Origin of the sequence: Streptosporangium longisporum, from assembly GCF_039534895.1 — a bacterium.
GTDB lineage: Bacteria > Actinomycetota > Actinomycetes > Streptosporangiales > Streptosporangiaceae > Streptosporangium > Streptosporangium longisporum.
This window is the reverse complement of record NZ_BAAAWD010000022.1, coordinates 77,111-94,006: the sequence shown is the minus strand read 5'-3', so window position 1 is coordinate 94,006 and position 16,896 is coordinate 77,111. Positions and strand designations below refer to the sequence as shown.

The following is a 16,896-nucleotide window of genomic DNA, read 5'->3' as shown; positions in this document are numbered from 1 at the left end:
ACTCGTCCCCGTTCATACGCCCGGCCTGACGGCGACCACGCAGGCGTCGTCCCTGCGGGTCCCGGCCTCGCGCAGCAGCGTTCCCGCCACGACGGAGGGCAACCGTGTGACCAGTCCGGGAAGGGTGGTGATGTCCCAGCGCTCGGACAGGCCGTCGGAGTGCAGCACGACCACCCCGCGCGTGGGCACGGGGTACTCGTACTGGCGCAGCGTCCTGGCCTTGTGACCGGCGATGCCCGGCACCGAGATCATGCCCTGCCGGCCGTCGCCGTGGACGATCCACGCGGAGACGTTGCCCAGGCCGGCGAAGCTCACCGTGCCCGCGGCCCCGTCGACGCGGGCCACGGCGACCGCGCCGCCCCTGGTGTGGCCGAGGCCGAGGTGGATGCGTTCCAGGACGGTGACCGGGGGCAGGCCGGAGTGCAGCAGGAAGAGCCGTACCGCCTCGGTGGAGGCCTGGGCGGCCGCGGGGCCGTGACCGAGGCCGTCGCAGAGCATCACGGTCGTCACCGGCCCCTCCTCGGTGATCACGAAGGCGTCGCCGCAGACGGTCTCCTCGCCGATCGGGCGGGTCAGGCCGCTCACCCGGGACGGGGGCTGCTCGGCGCCCTGGGCGGTGAAGTACATGCCGAGGACGGTGCCGCGGCCGAGCATGGAGTGCACCTCGTACCCGCTGGCCATCCGGGCGATGCCGCCCAGCCCGATGCCCAGGGTGCCCGTCGTGGAGTAGCCGTCGCGCAGGGCCCGCGAGACGTCGCGCATCCCGGGCCCGCGGTCGATCGCGAGGACCTCGACCGCCGAGTCCACCTCCAGGTGCGGGCGCACCAGCATGACCCCCTCGACGGCGTGCTTGACCAGGTTGGAGGCGGCCTCGCTGACCGCGACCGCCACCCTCCCGGTGTCCTCCTCGCCGAACCCCCTGCTCTCGGCGAGCGCCACCGCGCTGCGGCGGAGCGCGCCGATCGCGCTGGCGTCCTCGGCCCGGACCCAGACGTCGTGCCGTGAACGGATCAGCGTGCCCATTTCGTCACCGTGATCAACGTGCCCTCACCGGGAGCCGATTTCAGCTCGAACTCGTCCATCAGGCGGCGTGACCCGCTCAGGCCCAGGCCCAGGCCGCCACCGGTGGTCCAGCCGTCGGTCAGCGCCTGCTCGACGTCCGGGATGCCGGGCCCGTGGTCGCTGAAGGTCATCCGCAGCCCCTGGCGCATCCCCTTGTGGACGACCTCGACCCGCACCTGGCCGCCTCCGGCGTAGACCAGGGCGTTGCGGGCCAGCTCGCTGGCCGCGGTCACCACCTTGGTCTGGTCGACCAGTGAGAGCCCCACCTTCACGGCGACGGTCCTGACGTGCTGGCGGACCAGCACGACATCGCCGTTGACGTTGATGGGGAGGTCCTCCGCGTTCGTCACAGGGAGGCCGCCGCTGTCTTGGAGCCCTCGATCTGGTTCAGCATCGCGACGCCCTTCTCCAGGTTCAGCGCGGTACGCACCCCGCCGAGGGAGAGACCGAGCTCGACGAGGGTGATCGCCACCGCGGGCCGCATGCCCACGACGATCGTCTCGGCGTCGAGCATCCGGGAGATCGCCGCGATCGTGGCCAGCATCCGGCCGATGAAGGAGTCGACGATCTCCACGGCGGTGATGTCGATGATCACTCCGCGCGCGCCGGTCTCGACGACCCTCTCCGACAGGTCCTCCTGGAGCGCGAGCACGCTCAGGTCCTGCAGGTCGATCTGGATGGAGACGATCAGGATGTCGCCGAGCTTGAGAATGGGAACGCGGTCCATCAGTCCTCCACCGTCCGTACGGCGATGCGGGCCGTGCCGCCCTTCTTGGTGAAGGTGACGCCGCTCGCGCGCAGCGTGTGGGCCAGCGCGTCGGCGAGGGTGGCCTTGGTCACGATGTCGCCGAACTCGATGCCCAGCGTGACGATGGTGTGGGCGATCTGGGGACGGATGCCGGAGATGACGCACTCGGCGCCCATCAGCCGGGCCGCGACCACGGTCTTGAGCAGGTGCTGGGCGACCTCGGTGTCCACGGCGGGCACCCCGGTGATGTCGATCACCGCGTGCTCCGAACCGGTGTCGACGAGCGTCTGCAGCAGCTTCTCCATGACGACCTGGGTCCTGGCCGAGTCGAGCGTGCCGACCAGCGGCACCGCGACGATGCCCTCCCACAGCTTGACCACCGGGGTGGAGAGCTCCAGCAGCTGCTCCGCCTGGTCGATGATGATCTTCTCCCTGGCCGACGCGTAGCTCTCCATGGTGAAGAGCCCGAGGTCGTCGATTACCCGGGAGAACCAGATGAAACCTCGCATGCTCTCGGGGGAGCCGTCCTCCTCGACGGTCTCGTAGAGGGCCTCCTTGAGGCCGAACACCATGACTGCGGTCTCGGTCGGGGTGAACCCCTGGCGGGCGCGCGTACGGGAGAGTTCGGCCAGCAGGCCGCGCAGGTCGCTGAGGTCACCCGAGTCCGCGAACGAACGGCGCACCGCCTCGTAGAGCTCGCGGAGCTGGTCGGTCAGTTCACCGCGATCCGCCTGGCTCCCCATCGACGAACCTGCGATCTCGAGCCAGCGCTTGAAGACGCGCTCCTGATGCTCCTGGAAAAGTTCTTCGATGCGACGCCGTCCGGCGTCCGCGGGGACGGACACGACAACTCCCTGCCTGGGTACCTGTAGACAACTCGTTCGAAGGCTACAGGGAGCGTTCCGTGCGTGGTCGCCTCCGCAGGGGCAGGGAGGGGGGTTCGGACGTTCGCCGGGCCCGTATCACATCCGCCGCGTACCGGTGCCGCCCGGCGTCTTCGTCCCGTGCCGGTCCGCACCGCTCCGGGGCGGTGCGGGGGGTCTCGTATCGACATTCAGCCTAGAGAGGTCGGCGCGGGAGTTTCAATGGCCCGACTTGCGCCGGAGGGGGGATGTGGGCTGCACTGTGGGAGCCGTAAAACGTACAAACTGCGCAAAGGCGACAGTGGTCGGCTCAGGTCTGGATTGCTACCATAAGGCAAATCCCGCGAGATGTTATGACGCAAGTTGCTCCGGTGACTACTGTTACGCAGGATCAGGAAGTAGTCTGAGCTGTGGAAAGGTGCTCAACGCCGGGTCAGGTCGCCATGCTCGCGGGTGAGGCGCGGTCGCGGCGAGGTGGCGTTCTTCCCAATTAGCCTGTACAGCGGGCTGACTTGTGAAATAACGTAACTGAACTGAAATCGCCCGATCATGATCCTGGCGATACTGTCGCCGCACCACAAGGTATGCGGATGAGAGCAGGAGACCCCCGATGCCGTCCGGATTCACAGCGGGCTCGAAGGGTACGGTGCCCGGCAGCGTCCGGGGTGGTCGGCCCCGCCCGGGTGCGGCCCAGCACCGGGTGTCCTCCCCCGAAGACAAGGCGGTGATGCGATGACCGTCCGCCTTCTGACCAACATCGGCCGGCTCTGGACCGGGAACGATGTGTTCAGCAACGCGGCGATCCTGGTGCACAACGACCGGATCGCCTGGATCGGCCGCGCAGCGGAGCTTCCGCAGAGCGTGCCCGGTGTCGTCGACGACATCGTCGACGTCGACCACGTCGAGAACCTGGGCGGTGCCCTGGTCACCCCGGGCCTGATCGACGCGCACACCCATCCGGTCTACGCGGGCAACCGCTACGCCGAGATGGCGATGCGCTCCGGTGGTTCCACCCCCTCCGCCATCACCGCGGCGGGCGGCGGCATCGGCTCCACCGTCACGGTCACCCGGGGGACCGACCCCTGGACGCTCTGCAACGGCGTCCGCGAGCGGCTCCGCGAATGGCTGCTCAACGGCACCACCACCGTCGAGGCCAAGACCGGCTACCACCTCACCCGCGACGGGGAGCTGGCCGACGTCCGGCTCCTGCGCGAGCTGGAGAAGGAGCCGATGATGCCGCGGGTGCACGTGACCTTCATGGCCGCGCACGTGGTCCCGCCCGAGTACTTCGGACGCCAGCGCGACTACGTCGAGGCCGTGGGCGCCTGGTGCGCCGACGCCGCAGCGGCCGGTGCCAACGGCGTCGACGTCTACTGCGACGAGGGCCACTTCACCGCCGAGGAGGCCCGCTGGGTCCTGGCCTCCGGGCGCAACGTGGGCCTGCTGCCCCGCGTGCACGCCGGTGCCTACTCCCGCCGGGGTGCGGTGCAGCTCGCCGCCGAGCTCGGCTGCGCCTCCGCCGACCTGCTCCACCACACCAGCGACGAGGACATCGCCATGCTGGCCCGCTACGGCGTCCCCGCCGTGGTGTGCCCGGGAACGGCCCTGCAGCGCGGCAGCCTGCCCCCGGTCCGCCGGATGCTCGCCCAGGGGGTCACCGTGGCCCTCGGCAGCGACCACAACCCGGGCCACTGCGGCATCACCTCGATGTCGCTGGTCATCAGCCTCGCCGTGGCGGCCTTCGGCATGAGCGTCGGCGACGCCCTGCGCGCCGCGACGCTCGGGGGCGCCACGGTCCTCGGCGCCCCGGACCGCGGTGTCCTCGCCCCCGGGCGTCTGGCCGACGTCCAGTGGGACGCCGACCACGAGGGCGCCTTCGCCTGGGCCTTCGGTCTCAAGCCCCGCAAGGTCTGGCGCGGCGGCATCCCCGTCCAGTAGTCCTCCCTTCTTCCCGTCTTCCCCGTCCCGGGGGCCGCACCCGGCCCCCGTTCCCCCCGGAGTGACCGCTTCCCGGTAACGTCGGGACATGTCCCCATCTGTCGCTGTCGTCACGGATTCCACCGCCTACCTCCCCAGTCAGGAGACCTCCCGTCTGGGGATCACGGTGGTGCCCCTCCAGGTGGTGGTGGGCGGCAGGCCGTTCGACGACATGGCGCAGATCGACGGCGTGAGCGTGGCCGAGGCGCTCGGCCAGTGGGTGCCGGTGACGACCTCCAGGCCCGCGCCGCACCGGTTCGCGGAGGCCTACGGCGAGGCGGCGGCCCGGGGGGCGACCGCCGTCGTCTCCGTCCACCTGTCGGCGGAGATGTCGGGTACGGCCGAGGCCGCCCGCGCCGGGGCCGAGGACTCCCCGATCCCGGTCGACGTCGTCGACAGCCGCTCCATCGCCATGGGCCTGGGATTCCCCGTCCTGGCCGCGGCCCGTGCCGCCGCCGCGGGCGCGACGCGCCAGGAGGTCGTGGACGCCGCCCGCCGCACCGCGGAGTCGGCCCGCAGCTTCTTCTACGTCGACACCCTGGAACACCTGCGCAGGGGAGGCCGGATCGGGGCGGCGGCCACCCTCCTGGGGTCGGCGCTGATGATCAAGCCGATCCTGCACATCTCCGACGGCACGATCGTCCCCCTGGAGAAGGTCCGTACCTCGGCCCGCGCCATCGGCCGCCTCGAGGACCTGGCGATCACGGCGGCCGGTGACGCCCCGGTGGCGATCGCCGTCCAGCACCTCGGTGCCGCGGCCCGGGCCGAGACGCTGGCCGCGCGCCTGTCCCGCCGCCTCCCCGCCCTGACCGGCCTCACCGTCGTCGAGGTCGGGCCGGTCATCGGCGCCCACGTGGGCCCCGGCATGCTCGGCATCACCGTCTCGCCGTCTTAGTGCTGATCCCCGTCCTGGTCCGGGCCTTGGTTCCCGTTCTGGTCCCCCGTCTGGTCCTCGCCATCCTGCTCCACGTCCTGGTCCCTGCCCTGCTCCGCGCCCCGGTCTCTGCCCTGGTCTCTGTCCCGGTCTCTGCACTGGTCCACGACCCGGTCCGGCCCTGGCCCCGTCCTAGTTCCCTGCCGCAGACCTCGCCGTCCTGCTCCCCGTGCCGGTCCCCGTCGACGGCATCGGGCCGTCGGCTCTGCCGGTCTGCCCGTCGTCCCGAGGCCGCTCGCCGGTTATCCCCAGAACTCCGTTCGGTACGGCGGCCTCCCGCACCGTCGCCGTAGCGTCCTGCGGGTGCGGACCACAGGCCAGAACATCGAGCGGTCCCGGGCCGAGTCGCGGCTGCGGACGCTGACGGGGCGGGGATCACCCGGCCCCGCTCTCCCACGCCACATCCCCGACCCCTCGTCCCCTCCGCCCCGGCCGGTCGACCGGCTTCAATCGGCTGCGCGCACCGAGCCGCCCCCGCCCTTCCGGCCGGTCGAGCCGTTCTCCCCCTCCCGGCAGGCCGCTCCGCCCGGCCCCGGTCCCTCGCACCGGATGCCGTACGAGAACGTCCCTGACAGGCAGGCCCCCGCGAGCGGGACGGCACTCCGGTACGAGGACGTCCCTGACGGGCAGACCCCCTCGAACGGGACGACACTCCGGGCGGACGCGCACCGGCCCGCCCCCGAGATCCCGTCCGCGGCCCGGACGAGCTGGGCGCCCGTCCCGCCCTCCTTCGAAGCGCTCAGGAAGGCCGTCGCCACCCAGGCGCCGGCACTCGGTCCCGGCCGGACGGGGTTGCGGCTGCTGCTCCTCGTCGCGGCGGTGGCCGCCCTCGCGGGCGGTGTCCATGCCTGGTGGTCCCGGCCGGAGCCCGAACCCCTGGCACCACCGGTGCCGGTCTCGGGCGCCCCGCTGCGGCCCCCCACCGCGCCGCGGGCACCGTCCGCCCCGGTCGCGGAGCTGACCGTCCACGTGACCGGGAAGGTCCGTCGTCCCGGCGTGATCACACTGCCCGCCGGTTCCCGGGTCGCCGACGCGGTCCGGGAGGCCGGAGGCGTCCGCGGGTCGGCGACCACGGGCTCGCTCAACCTGGCGCGCAGGCTCGTGGACGGCGAGCAGATCGTCGTCGGCGCTCCCGGCCCCGCGGCCCCGGTGACCGGGCCGCCTCCCGGGGCCCCGATGGACCCCGCCTCCGCCGTGATCGACCTGAACGCGGCCACGCCCGAGCAGCTCGAACTGCTCCCGGGCGTGGGTGAGGTGCTCGCCCGGCGCATCACCGAGTACCGGGACGCCCACGGAGGCTTCCGGACCGTCGAGGAGCTCCGCGACGTGAGCGGCATCGGCGACCGCAAGTACGCGGAGATGCGGGACAGGGTCCGGGTATGAGCCGCCGATCCCGTACAGCTTCCCTGCTCCGCTCGGTACCCCGCTCGGTACCTCGGTTGATGCCCCGTTCCGTTCTCCGGCTCGTTCCTCGGTCGGCGTCTCGGTGGGCGCCTCGGTCCACGCCTCGGTCCACGCCTCGGTCCACGCCTCGGTCGGCGCCTTGGTCCGCGACCGCCATGGCCGCCGCCACGACGAGCGCGACCACCGCGATCACCCCGACCACCGTCACGCCCGGGGGGTCGGGCGAGGGGCGAACGCACTTCCCGTACGGCGTGCACCTGGTCCTGCCCGCCGCAGCCTCCTGGGTGACCGCCCTCGTCCTGCTGGGCCTTTCGGCCTCGGCCGGAGCCGCGGTGGCGGTTCTCCTGGCCGGGGGAGCCCTGGCCGTGGCCGTCCTGGCCCGAACCGGCAGGACGACGGGCTCGCGGAACGCACTGATCGCGGTCCTGGGGTGCGCGGCCGCGGTGGCGGGATCGGTGGCCTTCCGGGTGCACGCGGCCGGTACGGGGCCGGTGGCCGAGCTCGCCGCACGGCACGCGTCGGCCGTCGCGGAGGTGGTGACGACCGACGACCCCCGGGAGCTGCCGAGGTCCGCGGGCCTGTTCCGGCGGGAGAGCTTCGTGGTGCCGGCCCGGGTCGAGGCGGTCGGGACGGGCGAGCGCAGGGTGAGCCTGAGGGCCTCGGTGCTGCTGTTCGTCTCCGGCGCCGAATGGCGGTCGCTGCTGCCCGGTCAGCGGGTCGAACTCAGGGGACGCTTCGCCCCGGCCGATCCCGGTGAGCTGCTCGCCGCGGTGGTGCTGGTCAGGGGAGCGCCACGGCCGCTGGCCGGGCCGTCGTGGGAGCAGCGCGCCGCCGGGGCGCTCAGGGCGGGGCTGCGGGAGGCGGCCGACGTGCTGCCGCCGGCACAGCGCGGGCTGCTGCCCGGTCTGGTGGTCGGTGACGTGTCCCGGATGGAGGAGCAGGTCAAGGCCGACTTCAGGACGGCCGGCCTCAGTCACCTGCTGGCCGTCTCAGGGGCGAACCTCGCCGTCGTGGCCGGGGCGGCGGTCGCGCTCGCCAGGGTGGCGAGGCTGCCCCTCGCGGCGCGGGCGGTGCTGGCGCTGACGGCCATGGTCGCCTTCGCGGTCGTCGCCCGGCCCTCGCCCAGCGTGCTCAGGGCGCTCCTGATGGGCGGGGTCGCCGCCGTCGCCCTGGGGACGGGGCGTTCCCGCGACGGTGTCGCCGCCCTGTCGGCGACGGTCCTCGCCCTGGTCTTCTTCGTGCCCGACCTGGCCCGGTCCTACGGCTTCGCCCTGTCGGTCCTCGCAACGGCGGGCATCCTGGTCCTGGCGCCGCGCTGGCGTGACCGGCTCTCGGCCCGCATGCCCCGATGGCTCGCCGAGGCGACCGCGGTGGCCGCCGCGGCGCAGGTGGCCGTCACCCCCGTGCTGGTCCTGATGTCGGGGCAGCTCTCGCCGGTGGCCGTGCCGGCCAACCTGCTCGCCGGTCCCGCCGTCGCCCCGGCCACCCTGATCGGCTTCGTGGTCGCGCTGGTCGCCCCCCTGCACCTGGAGGCGGCCAGGCTGCTGGTGCGGCCCGCCGGGCTCGCCACCGGATGGATCATCGGGGTGGCGGAGCGCGCCGCCGCCCTTCCGCTGGGCGCGATCCCGTGGCCGGGCGGGATCACCGGGCTGATCCTGCTGGCGGTCGCCGTCCCGCTCGCCGTGCCGATCCTCCGGGGCGGGAGGTCCCGCCGGATCGCCCTCGCGGCCGGCACCGGGCTGGCCCTCACCGCGACCGTGGTCACACCGATCGTGGCACCCTGGCCGCCTCGTGACTGGTTGCTGGTGGCCTGCGACGTCGGCCAGGGGGACGCCCTGCTGGTGGCCGCCGGACCCGGGCGGGCCGTGGTGGTGGACGCGGGGCCCGACGCGGTGGGAATGGACCGCTGTCTTCGTTCCATGGGGGTCGGCCAGGTGCCCCTGGTCATCCTCACCCATCCGCACCTCGATCACGTGGGAGGGCTCGACGGCGTCTTCCGCGGACGCCGGGTCGGGGCGGTGGTGGTGACCCCGCACAGTACGGCGGAGGGAGAAGCGGAGGGAGAAGAGGCGAGGTTGAGCGACGGGCTCGCCCGCCGCCGGGTGCCGGAGTGGGCGGCTCGGCCAGGCGCGAGCTGGCGGTTCGGGCCCTCCGAGCTCACCGTCATCGGCCCGGCCGCCGAGGGGGCTTCGCCCGGCGGGGGAGAGGGGTCGGCCGTCAACAACGCGAGTGTCGTGGTGTACGTCCGCTGGGCCGCGGGGGCGGCCCTGCTCAGCGGTGACATCGAGACCGAGGCCCAGGCGGAGCTGCTCCGGCGCGGCCTGCCGCCCGCCGAGATCTTCAAGGTCCCGCACCACGGGTCGGGCAGGTACGACCCCGCCTTCTTCGCCGCCGCCGGGGCCCGTGCCGCGCTGATCAGCGTGGGGGAGGGCAACGACTACGGACATCCGGCCCCCTCGGCCCTGGCCGCGCTGCTCCGGCTCGGCATGCGCGTCTACCGGACGGACCTGTCGGGAGATCTGGCGGTGGTGGTCCGCGACGGGGCGCTGGCGGTCGTCGTCCGGGGCCGGGAGGCTCCGGCGGCAGGGGCCCGAGCCCTGCGGGCGGCTCCGGTCTCTGCACCTCCGTCTGCACCTCCGTCTGCACCTCCGTCTCCACCTACGCCGCCTCCTGCTCCTGTGAGGACTTTTGAGCCCGCCGTCCCCGCCGTCCCCGCAGGTGTCGCGAAGAGGCGCGCCCTCGGCCGCCGATCACGCGAGGAACCGTTTGACAGCGTCTCCGTACGATGTACGGTATGTCGTACGATTCATGGCGTGTCACCGGACGCCGCCTTGCGGAGCGGTAGCGGACGCAAAGGCCCGGCGGGGCGTTCTCGACGAAGGAGCAGACGATGACGGAAACCCAGGAAAACCAGGAATCCCAGGAATCCCCGTTCGGCAGCGGTGCCTACACCCCGACCGCCGAAGACCGGGAGAGCGTCGAGGCGTGGTTCGCCGTGTACGACGCGCACAGTGCGAAGGTCGACGTCGAGCGGATGGCGGACATGGCGATGTTCCCGCTCAACGTGGTGACCGACGGCCCCGACGGTGACGGCCTGGCCGATCGGTGGACGAGGGAGCGGTTCACGAGCACGATGGCCGAGGTGATGGGCGGGGGAGAGCAGGGCGACATCGAGATGCGGTCGGTCCGCACGCCCCACTTCCTGACCGCGAACCTGGTCGTCGTGATCACCGATGCGACGGTGACGATGAACGGTGAGACGCACGGGATGCGCTACGCGGACCTGCTGGTGAAGTCGGGCGGCCAGTGGGTCTTCCAGACCATGGTGCAGGGCGGATGGGCCGACGCCTGGAAGGAGGCACCGGCGAGCGCCTGATCGGCGCCGGCCGCCGCGGTCTTCGGGTCTGAGCGAATGGGCCCTGATCGGCGCCGGCCGGCATGGTCTTCGGGTCTGGGTGAAGGTGCCCTGGCCGGCATGGTCCTCGAATCCGAGTGAACCGGCACGGTCCTCGAACCCGGGTGAAAGGGCCCTGGCCAGGGTGACGGGGTCCCTGGCCAGGGTGGCGCGGGTCAGGCCTCGGTGCGGCCCGATGGGGGAGTGCGGATCAGGCCCGGGGACCGGCCGGGCGGCGGAACTCGGTGTCCACGTCGGCGGCGTAGACCGACCTGCTGCAGCGCGCGCAGCGGTACATGATCGGACCCTCGTCGAGGGTCGTTCCGCAGCGGGGGCAGGCGTGGCGGCGAATAGTGGAGTTTGTCATGGTTCTCACCTCCTTCGGTGTTCTCAGGTTGCCCCGGGGCACCTGCATTCCGATTGCGAACGGCTTGACGCGATGACCGGTCGCCACGAATACATGGCATGCTGCTCGGCATGGCGGCAACCGATCCGGCACCCGTGATCCTGATACTCGGCGACGAGGAACTGCTGGCCGACCGCGCGGTCGCCGAGGTGACCTCGGCGGCCCGGGCGGCCGACCCGACCGCCGAGGTGCACGACCTGCCCGGTGCCAAGGTGGAGCCCGGAGAGCTGACCCGTATGACGTCGCCCTCGCTGTTCGGCGACAGGTCCGTGGTGGTCATCCGCTCGGCCCAGGACCTCGTCAAGGACGTCATCACCGAGGTCGTCTCCTACGCGGCCCACCCGGCCGAGGAGACCGTACTGGTCCTCGTCCATCCCGGCGGGGTCAAGGGGAAGGCGCTGGTCGACGGGGTCAAGAAGGCCGGGGCGCGGGTGGTCCCGGTCGTCAAGATGACCAAGCCGGCCGAGCGGCTGGCGTTCGTCAAGGCGGAGCTGAAGCGGGCCGGGCGCACCATCGGGGCCGACGCCGCCGCCGCGCTCCTCGACGCGGTCGGCAACGACCTGCGCGAGCTCGCCGCCGCCTGCAACCAGCTCGCCTTCGACACTCCCGGCAAGACGATCGACGAGGCCGCCGTCGCGCGCTACCACCGTGGCAGGGCTGAGGTGAGCGGGTTCACCGTGGCCGACTCGGCGGTCGAGGGACGCCTGGGCGACGCCCTGGAGCAGCTGCGCTGGGCGCTGTCGACCGGGACGGCCCCGGTGCTGCTGGTGAGCGCGCTCGCCGGGGGGCTGCGTTCGCTGGCGAAGGTGGGAGGCGCCCCCCGCAACCTCCGGGGCGCCCAGCTCGCCGGTCGCCTCGGCATGCCGCCCTGGAAGATCGAGCGGGTCCAGCGGCAGCTGAACGGCTGGGGGCCGGAAGGGCTCGCCCGCGCAATCCAGGCCGCCACCACCGCCGACGCGCAGGTGAAGGGCGGCGGCGCCGACCCCGCGTACGCGCTGGAGCACATGATCCAGACCGTGGTCGCCAACCGCACCGGACGCTAGACGTCCCTTCGCGGGAACCGAATTATCGCGGGAACGCAAAAACGCCACACCCCGGGCGGGGTGCGGCGTCCGCGGATCCTGGGACTACTTGGCGGCCGTCGACAGGGCGGCGGCGCGCTGGGCGATCGCCGACTTGCGGTTGGCGGCCTGGTTCTTGTGGATGACGCCCTTGCTGGCGGCCTTGTCCAGCTGGCGGGCGGCGGCGCGCTGAAGCGTGACCGCCTCATCGAGGTTGCCCTGGTCGGCGGCCTCGCGGAACTTGCGGATGGCCGTCTTCAGGGAAGACTTGACAGCCTTGTTGCGCAGCCGGGCCTTCTCGTTCTGCCGGTTGCGCTTGATCTGGGACTTGATGTTCGCCACGAAGAAGCCTCGGTGAATGTCGTCGGATGGGGCGCGCGGGCAGAGAGGGCGCGCCACACGCAGTTGACTAGGCTACCAACTGCCGAGGTCGCCGCTCAAATCGACAGGCCAGGCAGAAGGATGCCTGATCAGTTTAGCGTGTGGTGACGGCGGCTCGGACCACGATCTGCATGATCCTCACGGTCTGAACCAGAACCTGTCGTACTCCGACCAGTCCTCCTTGGTGGCCGCGAAGTCCACGTAGAGCGCCAGCCCGAACCGCTCGCGCGGTTTCCCGTGCGCGGTCAGCCCCAGCCGGGCGCCCCTGGCCGCCTTCTCGACGCTCTCGGCGGCGTCGGCCCAGGGGACGCCGTGGTCGTGGTAGGCCGGGGCGCCGATCAGCAGCGTCTTGTCCGCGGGGACGAGCCCCAGTGCCAGAGAGGTCTGCCGGACGACGTAGCCGCCGTAGACGGCCGGGTAGGGGAGGTAGGAGTCGTAGGTCATGATCGCCACCTGGTCGACGAGCCTGGTCACCTGCCCGAAGTAGTCGGGGGACCAGTACTTGTCGCGGCCCGTGACGGCCCGCGCGGCCGGGCGGACGAGCGGGAACGGCTCGATCTGCGGGGTCGAGGTGGACAGCGGGCCGTCGCCCACGATCGGGCGGGTCCTGGTCAGCAGGTCGAGGAACTCGGCGTCGCCGTCGCCGATCGGCTCGAAGTTGTAGTGGACGCCGTCGAAGCCGAGCGCCATGATCGCCCGCGTGCCGTCCAGCACGCGCTGCCTGGTGGCGGCGTCGTCGAGGTCCAGGACGCCGTCGACCTTCTGTCCCAGCCAGGCCGACACCCTGACCTTGGGCGACTCCTCGCGCCACCATTTGAGGAACTCGGCCGCCTTCGGGTGCTTGGCGGCGGGGAGCGTCCCGTCACCGTCGAACGGGCCGGAGTGGACGTACACGTCCTTGATGCCGGTCCTGCGGAGCCTGCCGGCGAGCGCCCGCACGTCCTCGGCCGTCTTGCGGCCGTCGACCCAGGCGTGGCCGAGCCAGAGGGCGTCGTGACCGGTGGTCTTGGCCCAGCGGGCCGGGGTCCCGGTAAACTGCAGGGTGAGGGTGGCCACGGCCACCCCGGGAAGCGCAAGGAGCAGGGCCGCCACCGTAGCGAGGAACCGCAGGCCGCGCCGTGCTCTGGTCCGGGCAATCACCCGGACATGTCACCATGGAAGACGGCTGGCATGCCAGCCGTATGATCGTCATCAATCTGTTGAAACGGACCCCGGTGCGCATTCAGCCTGGCCAGACCGACCCCGCTGTGCTCCGCAACTTCTGCATCATCGCCCATATCGACCATGGCAAGTCGACCCTGGCCGATCGCATGCTGCAGATCACCGGGGTGGTCGACGCCCGTTCCATGCGGGCCCAGTATCTCGACCGGATGGACATCGAGCGCGAGCGCGGCATCACGATCAAGTCGCAGGCGGTCAGGCTGCCGTGGAAGGTCGGCGAGACCGACTACGTGCTCAACATGATCGACACTCCCGGGCACGTCGACTTCACCTACGAGGTCTCCCGGTCCCTGCAGGCGTGCGAGGGCGCGATCCTGCTGGTCGACGCCGCGCAGGGGATCGAGGCGCAGACCCTGGCCAACCTCTACCTGGCCATGAACAACGACATGACGATCATCCCGGTGCTCAACAAGATCGACCTTCCCGCGGCCCAGCCGGAGAAGTACGCCGCGGAGATCTGCCACCTCATCGGCTGCGAGCCCGAGGACGTGCTGCGGGTCTCCGGCAAGACCGGTGTGGGCGTCCGGGAGCTGCTGGACCACGTGGTCGACAAGGTCCCGGCCCCGGTCGGCGACGCCGACGCCCCCGCCCGTGCGCTGATCTTCGACTCGGTGTACGACACCTACCGCGGCGTGATCACCTACGTCCGGGTCATGGACGGCCACCTGGGCAAGCGCGAGCGCATCCTGATGATGTCCACCACCGCGGCCCACGAGACGCTGGAGATCGGCGTCATCTCGCCCGAGCCGAAGATCGCCGACCAGGGGCTGGGCGTCGGCGAGGTGGGTTACCTGATCACCGGCGTGAAGGACGTCCGCCAGTCCCGGGTCGGTGACACGGTGACCTCGGTGACGCGACCGGCGCTGAAGGCGCTCAGCGGCTACGAGCACCCCAAGCCCATGGTCTTCTCGGGCCTGTACCCGATCGACGGGGACGACTACCCCGAGCTCCGCGAGGCCCTGGACAAGCTCCAGCTCAACGACGCCGCCCTGGACTACGAGCCGGAGACCTCCGCGGCGCTGGGCTTCGGCTTCCGCTGCGGCTTCCTCGGGCTGCTCCACATGGAGATCGTCCGCGAGCGGCTGGAGCGAGAGTTCAACCTCTCGCTCATCTCCACCGCGCCCAACGTGGTCTACCGGGTGATCATGGAGGACGGCAAGGAGGTCGTCGTCACCAACCCCTCGGAGTTCCCCACCGGCAAGGTGGAGAAGGTCTACGAGCCGATGGTGAAGACGACCGTGCTGGTCCCCTCGGAGTTCATCGGCGCGATCATGGAGCTCTGCCAGAACCGCCGGGGCAACCTGCAGGGGATGGACTACCTCTCCGAGGACAGGGTCGAGATCCGCTACACCATGCCGCTCGGCGAGATCATCTTCGACTTCTTCGACCAGCTCAAGTCCCGCACCCGCGGGTACGCCTCGCTGGACTACGAGCCCTCGGGCGAGCAGGAGTCCGACCTGGTCAAGGTCGACATCCTTCTCCAGGGCGAGGCCGTCGACGCCTTCAGTGCCATCGTGCACCGGGACAAGTCATACGCGTACGGGGTCGAGATGGCCAAGAAGCTGCGCGAGCTCATCCCCAGGCAGCAGTTCGAGGTGCCCATCCAGGCGGCCATCGGTGCCCGGGTCATCGCCCGGGAGAACATCCGCGCCATCCGCAAGGACGTCCTCGCCAAGTGCTACGGCGGCGACATCTCCCGTAAGCGCAAGCTGCTGGAGAAGCAGAAGGAGGGCAAGAAGCGGATGAAGATGGTCGGCCGCGTCGAGGTCCCCCAGGAGGCGTTCGTGGCCGCGCTCTCCACCGAGTCCTCCACGCCCAAGAAGTGAGCGGCGGGGCCTTCTCCTCCGGTGAGCCCGGGAAGCGGGCGCGGTAGGTCTCCGCGTCCGGGACGTGGGCGGGCGGACAGGCCCGTGCCCGGAACGCGGAGGGCGGGACCGCCGGTGGTCCGGTGACCCGGATCCGATGCGGCCCCGCCCGTACGTGAGATCGCTACGTGAGGATCGCTCAGCGCAGGACGCGGTAGAGCGCGGTGGTGAGCGACGCCTTGGCGTCGTCCTGGTCGATGGACCACATCATCGATCCGCCCAGGCCCTTCAGGCGGATGTAGGCCGCCTTCTGCGTCAGCGAGGCCGGGTCGTCGTAGGACCAGAACTCGTTGCCGTCGTAGAGCCACACGGCCCCGGTCAGCAGGTCACGGTAGCGCTTGCCCGGCTTGTTCACGAGGATCTTGTAGTCCTCGTTACCGGCCGCGAAGGTGCCCGGTGCCGGTCCGGTGGCGGTGCCGTACAGGCCGTTCCTGCCGCCGGTGACCCCGGTCCAGCCCTGGCCGTACGCGGGCACGCCCACCACGATCTTCCTCGCCGGGGCGCCGCGCGTCAGGTAGTCGCGGACGGTCTGGTCCACGCTGTACTTCACCGGGTTCGGGTCGCGCCGGTCGTTGAACAGGTTGCCGTTGTGGCCGGTGACGGTCTCCCAGGAGCCGTGCAGGTCATAGCCCTGGACGGTGGCGAAGTCGAGCTGCTTGAAGACGTCGCGCACCTCGAAGCCGGCGTCGATCTTCGCGGCCGCGGCGGGCAGGAAGGCGGTCAGCTCGCTACGCCGGTCGAACTCGTTCATCTGGCGGCGCAGCTCGGTGACGAACAGGGTGAAGTTCCGCTTGTCCTCGGGACGGATGATGTTGCCGTCGTTGCCGGAGGAGCCGGGCCACTCCCAGTCCAGGTCGATGCCGTCGAACACGCCCGCGCCGCTGCCGGGGGCGGTGCCGGGCAGGTTGCCCTTCAGCCACAGGTCGATGCAGGAGGAGGCCAGCCGGGCACGGCCCTCGGAGGTCAGCACGGCGTCGGAGAAGTACTTCGAGCCGGTCCAGCCGCCGAGGGAGATCAGCGTCTTGAGGCCGGGGTGCTTGGCCTTGAGCTTCTTGAGCTGGTTCAGGTTGCCGCTCAGCGCCTGTCCCTCGGCGTCGGCGACGCCGTCCACGCTCTGCTCGGCGGGCACCGGACGCTGCCAGTCGGCCCACGGGTCGGCGGAGTAGCAGTCACCCTCGGGGTTGACGAAGCCGAAGGCGTAGTTGATATGGGTGAGCTTGGCGGCGGCGCCGCTGGTGTCCATGTCCTTGACGTGGTAGTTGCGGCCGTAGATGCCCCACTGGATGAAGTACGCGACCCGCTTGAAGCGGTCACCGCGATCCTGAAGGGCCTGGTCGTGCGCCTGGGCCGGGGCGGGTACGGCGACCGCCGCGAGACCCGCGGCGAGAACCGCCGCGATCATGTGCCGGAGGAGTCTCTGCACGGGCTTCTCCACTGCTCGGGAAGTAACTTATAGGAAACTTTCCTTTAAGTTTTCCCGGATCGTAGACCTGGGTGATCGGGGCGTCAACGGTGAGCGGCGTTTTGACAGGTGGAAGGCGAAGCTCTCGACTACCGTTGTAAGACATGGAGCAGCAGGC

The 16,896-nt window shown here is 71.2% G+C and carries 15 protein-coding genes; 7 read left to right on the top strand and 8 right to left on the bottom strand.

Going from position 1 to position 16,896, the window contains the following annotated elements; genetic code table 11:
- Positions 1–12 precede the first annotated feature (12 nt).
- From ABD832_RS35835 to ABD832_RS35820, 4 genes are read right to left on the bottom strand one after another with little or no spacing between them, the layout of a single operon-like run.
- A complete protein-coding gene (locus ABD832_RS35835) occupies positions 13–1,023 on the bottom strand; it encodes an ATP-binding protein (protein WP_344904963.1) in 1,011 nt (336 codons plus the stop codon).
- Positions 1,011–1,412, bottom strand: a complete 402-nt coding sequence (locus ABD832_RS35830) for an anti-sigma regulatory factor (RefSeq protein ID WP_344904959.1) — start codon at positions 1,410–1,412, stop codon at positions 1,011–1,013. The genes ABD832_RS35835 and ABD832_RS35830 overlap by 13 nt, the downstream gene beginning before the upstream one ends.
- Entirely contained in the window at positions 1,409–1,789 is a 381-nt protein-coding gene (locus ABD832_RS35825) for an STAS domain-containing protein (RefSeq protein WP_344904954.1), read from the bottom strand. Before ABD832_RS35825 ends, ABD832_RS35830 begins: the two co-directional genes overlap by 4 nt.
- The gene (locus tag ABD832_RS35820; RefSeq protein WP_344904951.1) at positions 1,789–2,655 is read right to left on the bottom strand and encodes an STAS domain-containing protein; all 867 of its coding nucleotides are present in this window, start codon (positions 2,653–2,655) and stop codon (positions 1,789–1,791) included. Before ABD832_RS35820 ends, ABD832_RS35825 begins: the two co-directional genes overlap by 1 nt.
- Before the next feature lie 750 nt (positions 2,656–3,405).
- Between ABD832_RS35820 and ABD832_RS35815 the strand changes: the two genes are divergently transcribed.
- The 5 genes from ABD832_RS35815 to ABD832_RS35795 all read left to right on the top strand — a co-directional run bounded on the left by ABD832_RS35815 (position 3,406) and on the right by ABD832_RS35795 (position 10,364).
- Positions 3,406–4,611: an amidohydrolase family protein gene (locus ABD832_RS35815; protein ID WP_344904947.1), complete on the top strand. Its 1,206-nt coding sequence runs from the start codon at positions 3,406–3,408 to the stop codon at positions 4,609–4,611.
- 88 nt (positions 4,612–4,699) lie between these two features.
- Positions 4,700–5,545 carry a DegV family protein gene (locus tag ABD832_RS35810; protein ID WP_344904945.1) on the top strand — a complete coding sequence of 282 codons (846 nt, stop codon included), beginning with the start codon at positions 4,700–4,702 and terminating at the stop codon, positions 5,543–5,545.
- Positions 5,546–5,887: 342 nt separating this feature from the next.
- Entirely contained in the window at positions 5,888–6,967 is a 1,080-nt protein-coding gene (locus ABD832_RS35805; RefSeq protein ID WP_344904942.1) for a helix-hairpin-helix domain-containing protein, read from the top strand.
- A gap of 176 nt (positions 6,968–7,143) precedes the next feature.
- Positions 7,144–9,882 carry a ComEC/Rec2 family competence protein gene (locus tag ABD832_RS35800; protein ID WP_344904939.1) on the top strand — a complete coding sequence of 913 codons (2,739 nt, stop codon included), beginning with the start codon at positions 7,144–7,146 and terminating at the stop codon, positions 9,880–9,882.
- Positions 9,879–10,364, top strand: a complete 486-nt coding sequence (locus tag ABD832_RS35795) for a nuclear transport factor 2 family protein (RefSeq protein ID WP_344904937.1) — start codon at positions 9,879–9,881, stop codon at positions 10,362–10,364. The genes ABD832_RS35800 and ABD832_RS35795 overlap by 4 nt, the downstream gene beginning before the upstream one ends.
- 229 nt (positions 10,365–10,593) lie before the next feature.
- Here the strand turns inward: ABD832_RS35795 and ABD832_RS35790 are convergent, their stop codons facing one another.
- A complete protein-coding gene (locus ABD832_RS35790; protein ID WP_344904934.1) occupies positions 10,594–10,749 on the bottom strand; it encodes a hypothetical protein in 156 nt (51 codons plus the stop codon).
- A gap of 110 nt (positions 10,750–10,859) precedes the next feature.
- Here ABD832_RS35790 and holA point away from each other — a divergent pair, with 110 nt between their 5' ends.
- Positions 10,860–11,831: a DNA polymerase III subunit delta gene (gene holA / locus ABD832_RS35785; RefSeq protein ID WP_344904931.1), complete on the top strand. Its 972-nt coding sequence runs from the start codon at positions 10,860–10,862 to the stop codon at positions 11,829–11,831.
- An 84-nt stretch (positions 11,832–11,915) separates the two neighbouring features.
- On the opposite strand, the gene rpsT is transcribed toward holA, so the two are convergent.
- Positions 11,916–12,191 (bottom strand): 30S ribosomal protein S20, encoded by a 276-nt coding sequence (gene rpsT, locus ABD832_RS35780; protein WP_344904929.1) that lies wholly within the window; start codon positions 12,189–12,191, stop codon positions 11,916–11,918.
- 177 nt (positions 12,192–12,368) lie between these two features.
- Positions 12,369–13,370 carry a glycoside hydrolase family 18 protein gene (locus ABD832_RS35775; protein ID WP_344904926.1) on the bottom strand — a complete coding sequence of 334 codons (1,002 nt, stop codon included), beginning with the start codon at positions 13,368–13,370 and terminating at the stop codon, positions 12,369–12,371.
- A gap of 74 nt (positions 13,371–13,444) precedes the next feature.
- On the opposite strand from ABD832_RS35775, the gene lepA reads away from it, so the two are divergent.
- Entirely contained in the window at positions 13,445–15,277 is a 1,833-nt protein-coding gene (lepA, locus tag ABD832_RS35770; RefSeq protein WP_413224479.1) for a translation elongation factor 4, read from the top strand.
- Positions 15,278–15,455: 178 nt separating this feature from the next.
- On the opposite strand, the gene ABD832_RS35765 is transcribed toward lepA, so the two are convergent.
- Positions 15,456–16,739 (bottom strand): glycoside hydrolase family 18 protein, encoded by a 1,284-nt coding sequence (locus tag ABD832_RS35765; protein WP_344904920.1) that lies wholly within the window; start codon positions 16,737–16,739, stop codon positions 15,456–15,458.
- Between the last annotated feature and the right edge of the window lie 157 nt (positions 16,740–16,896).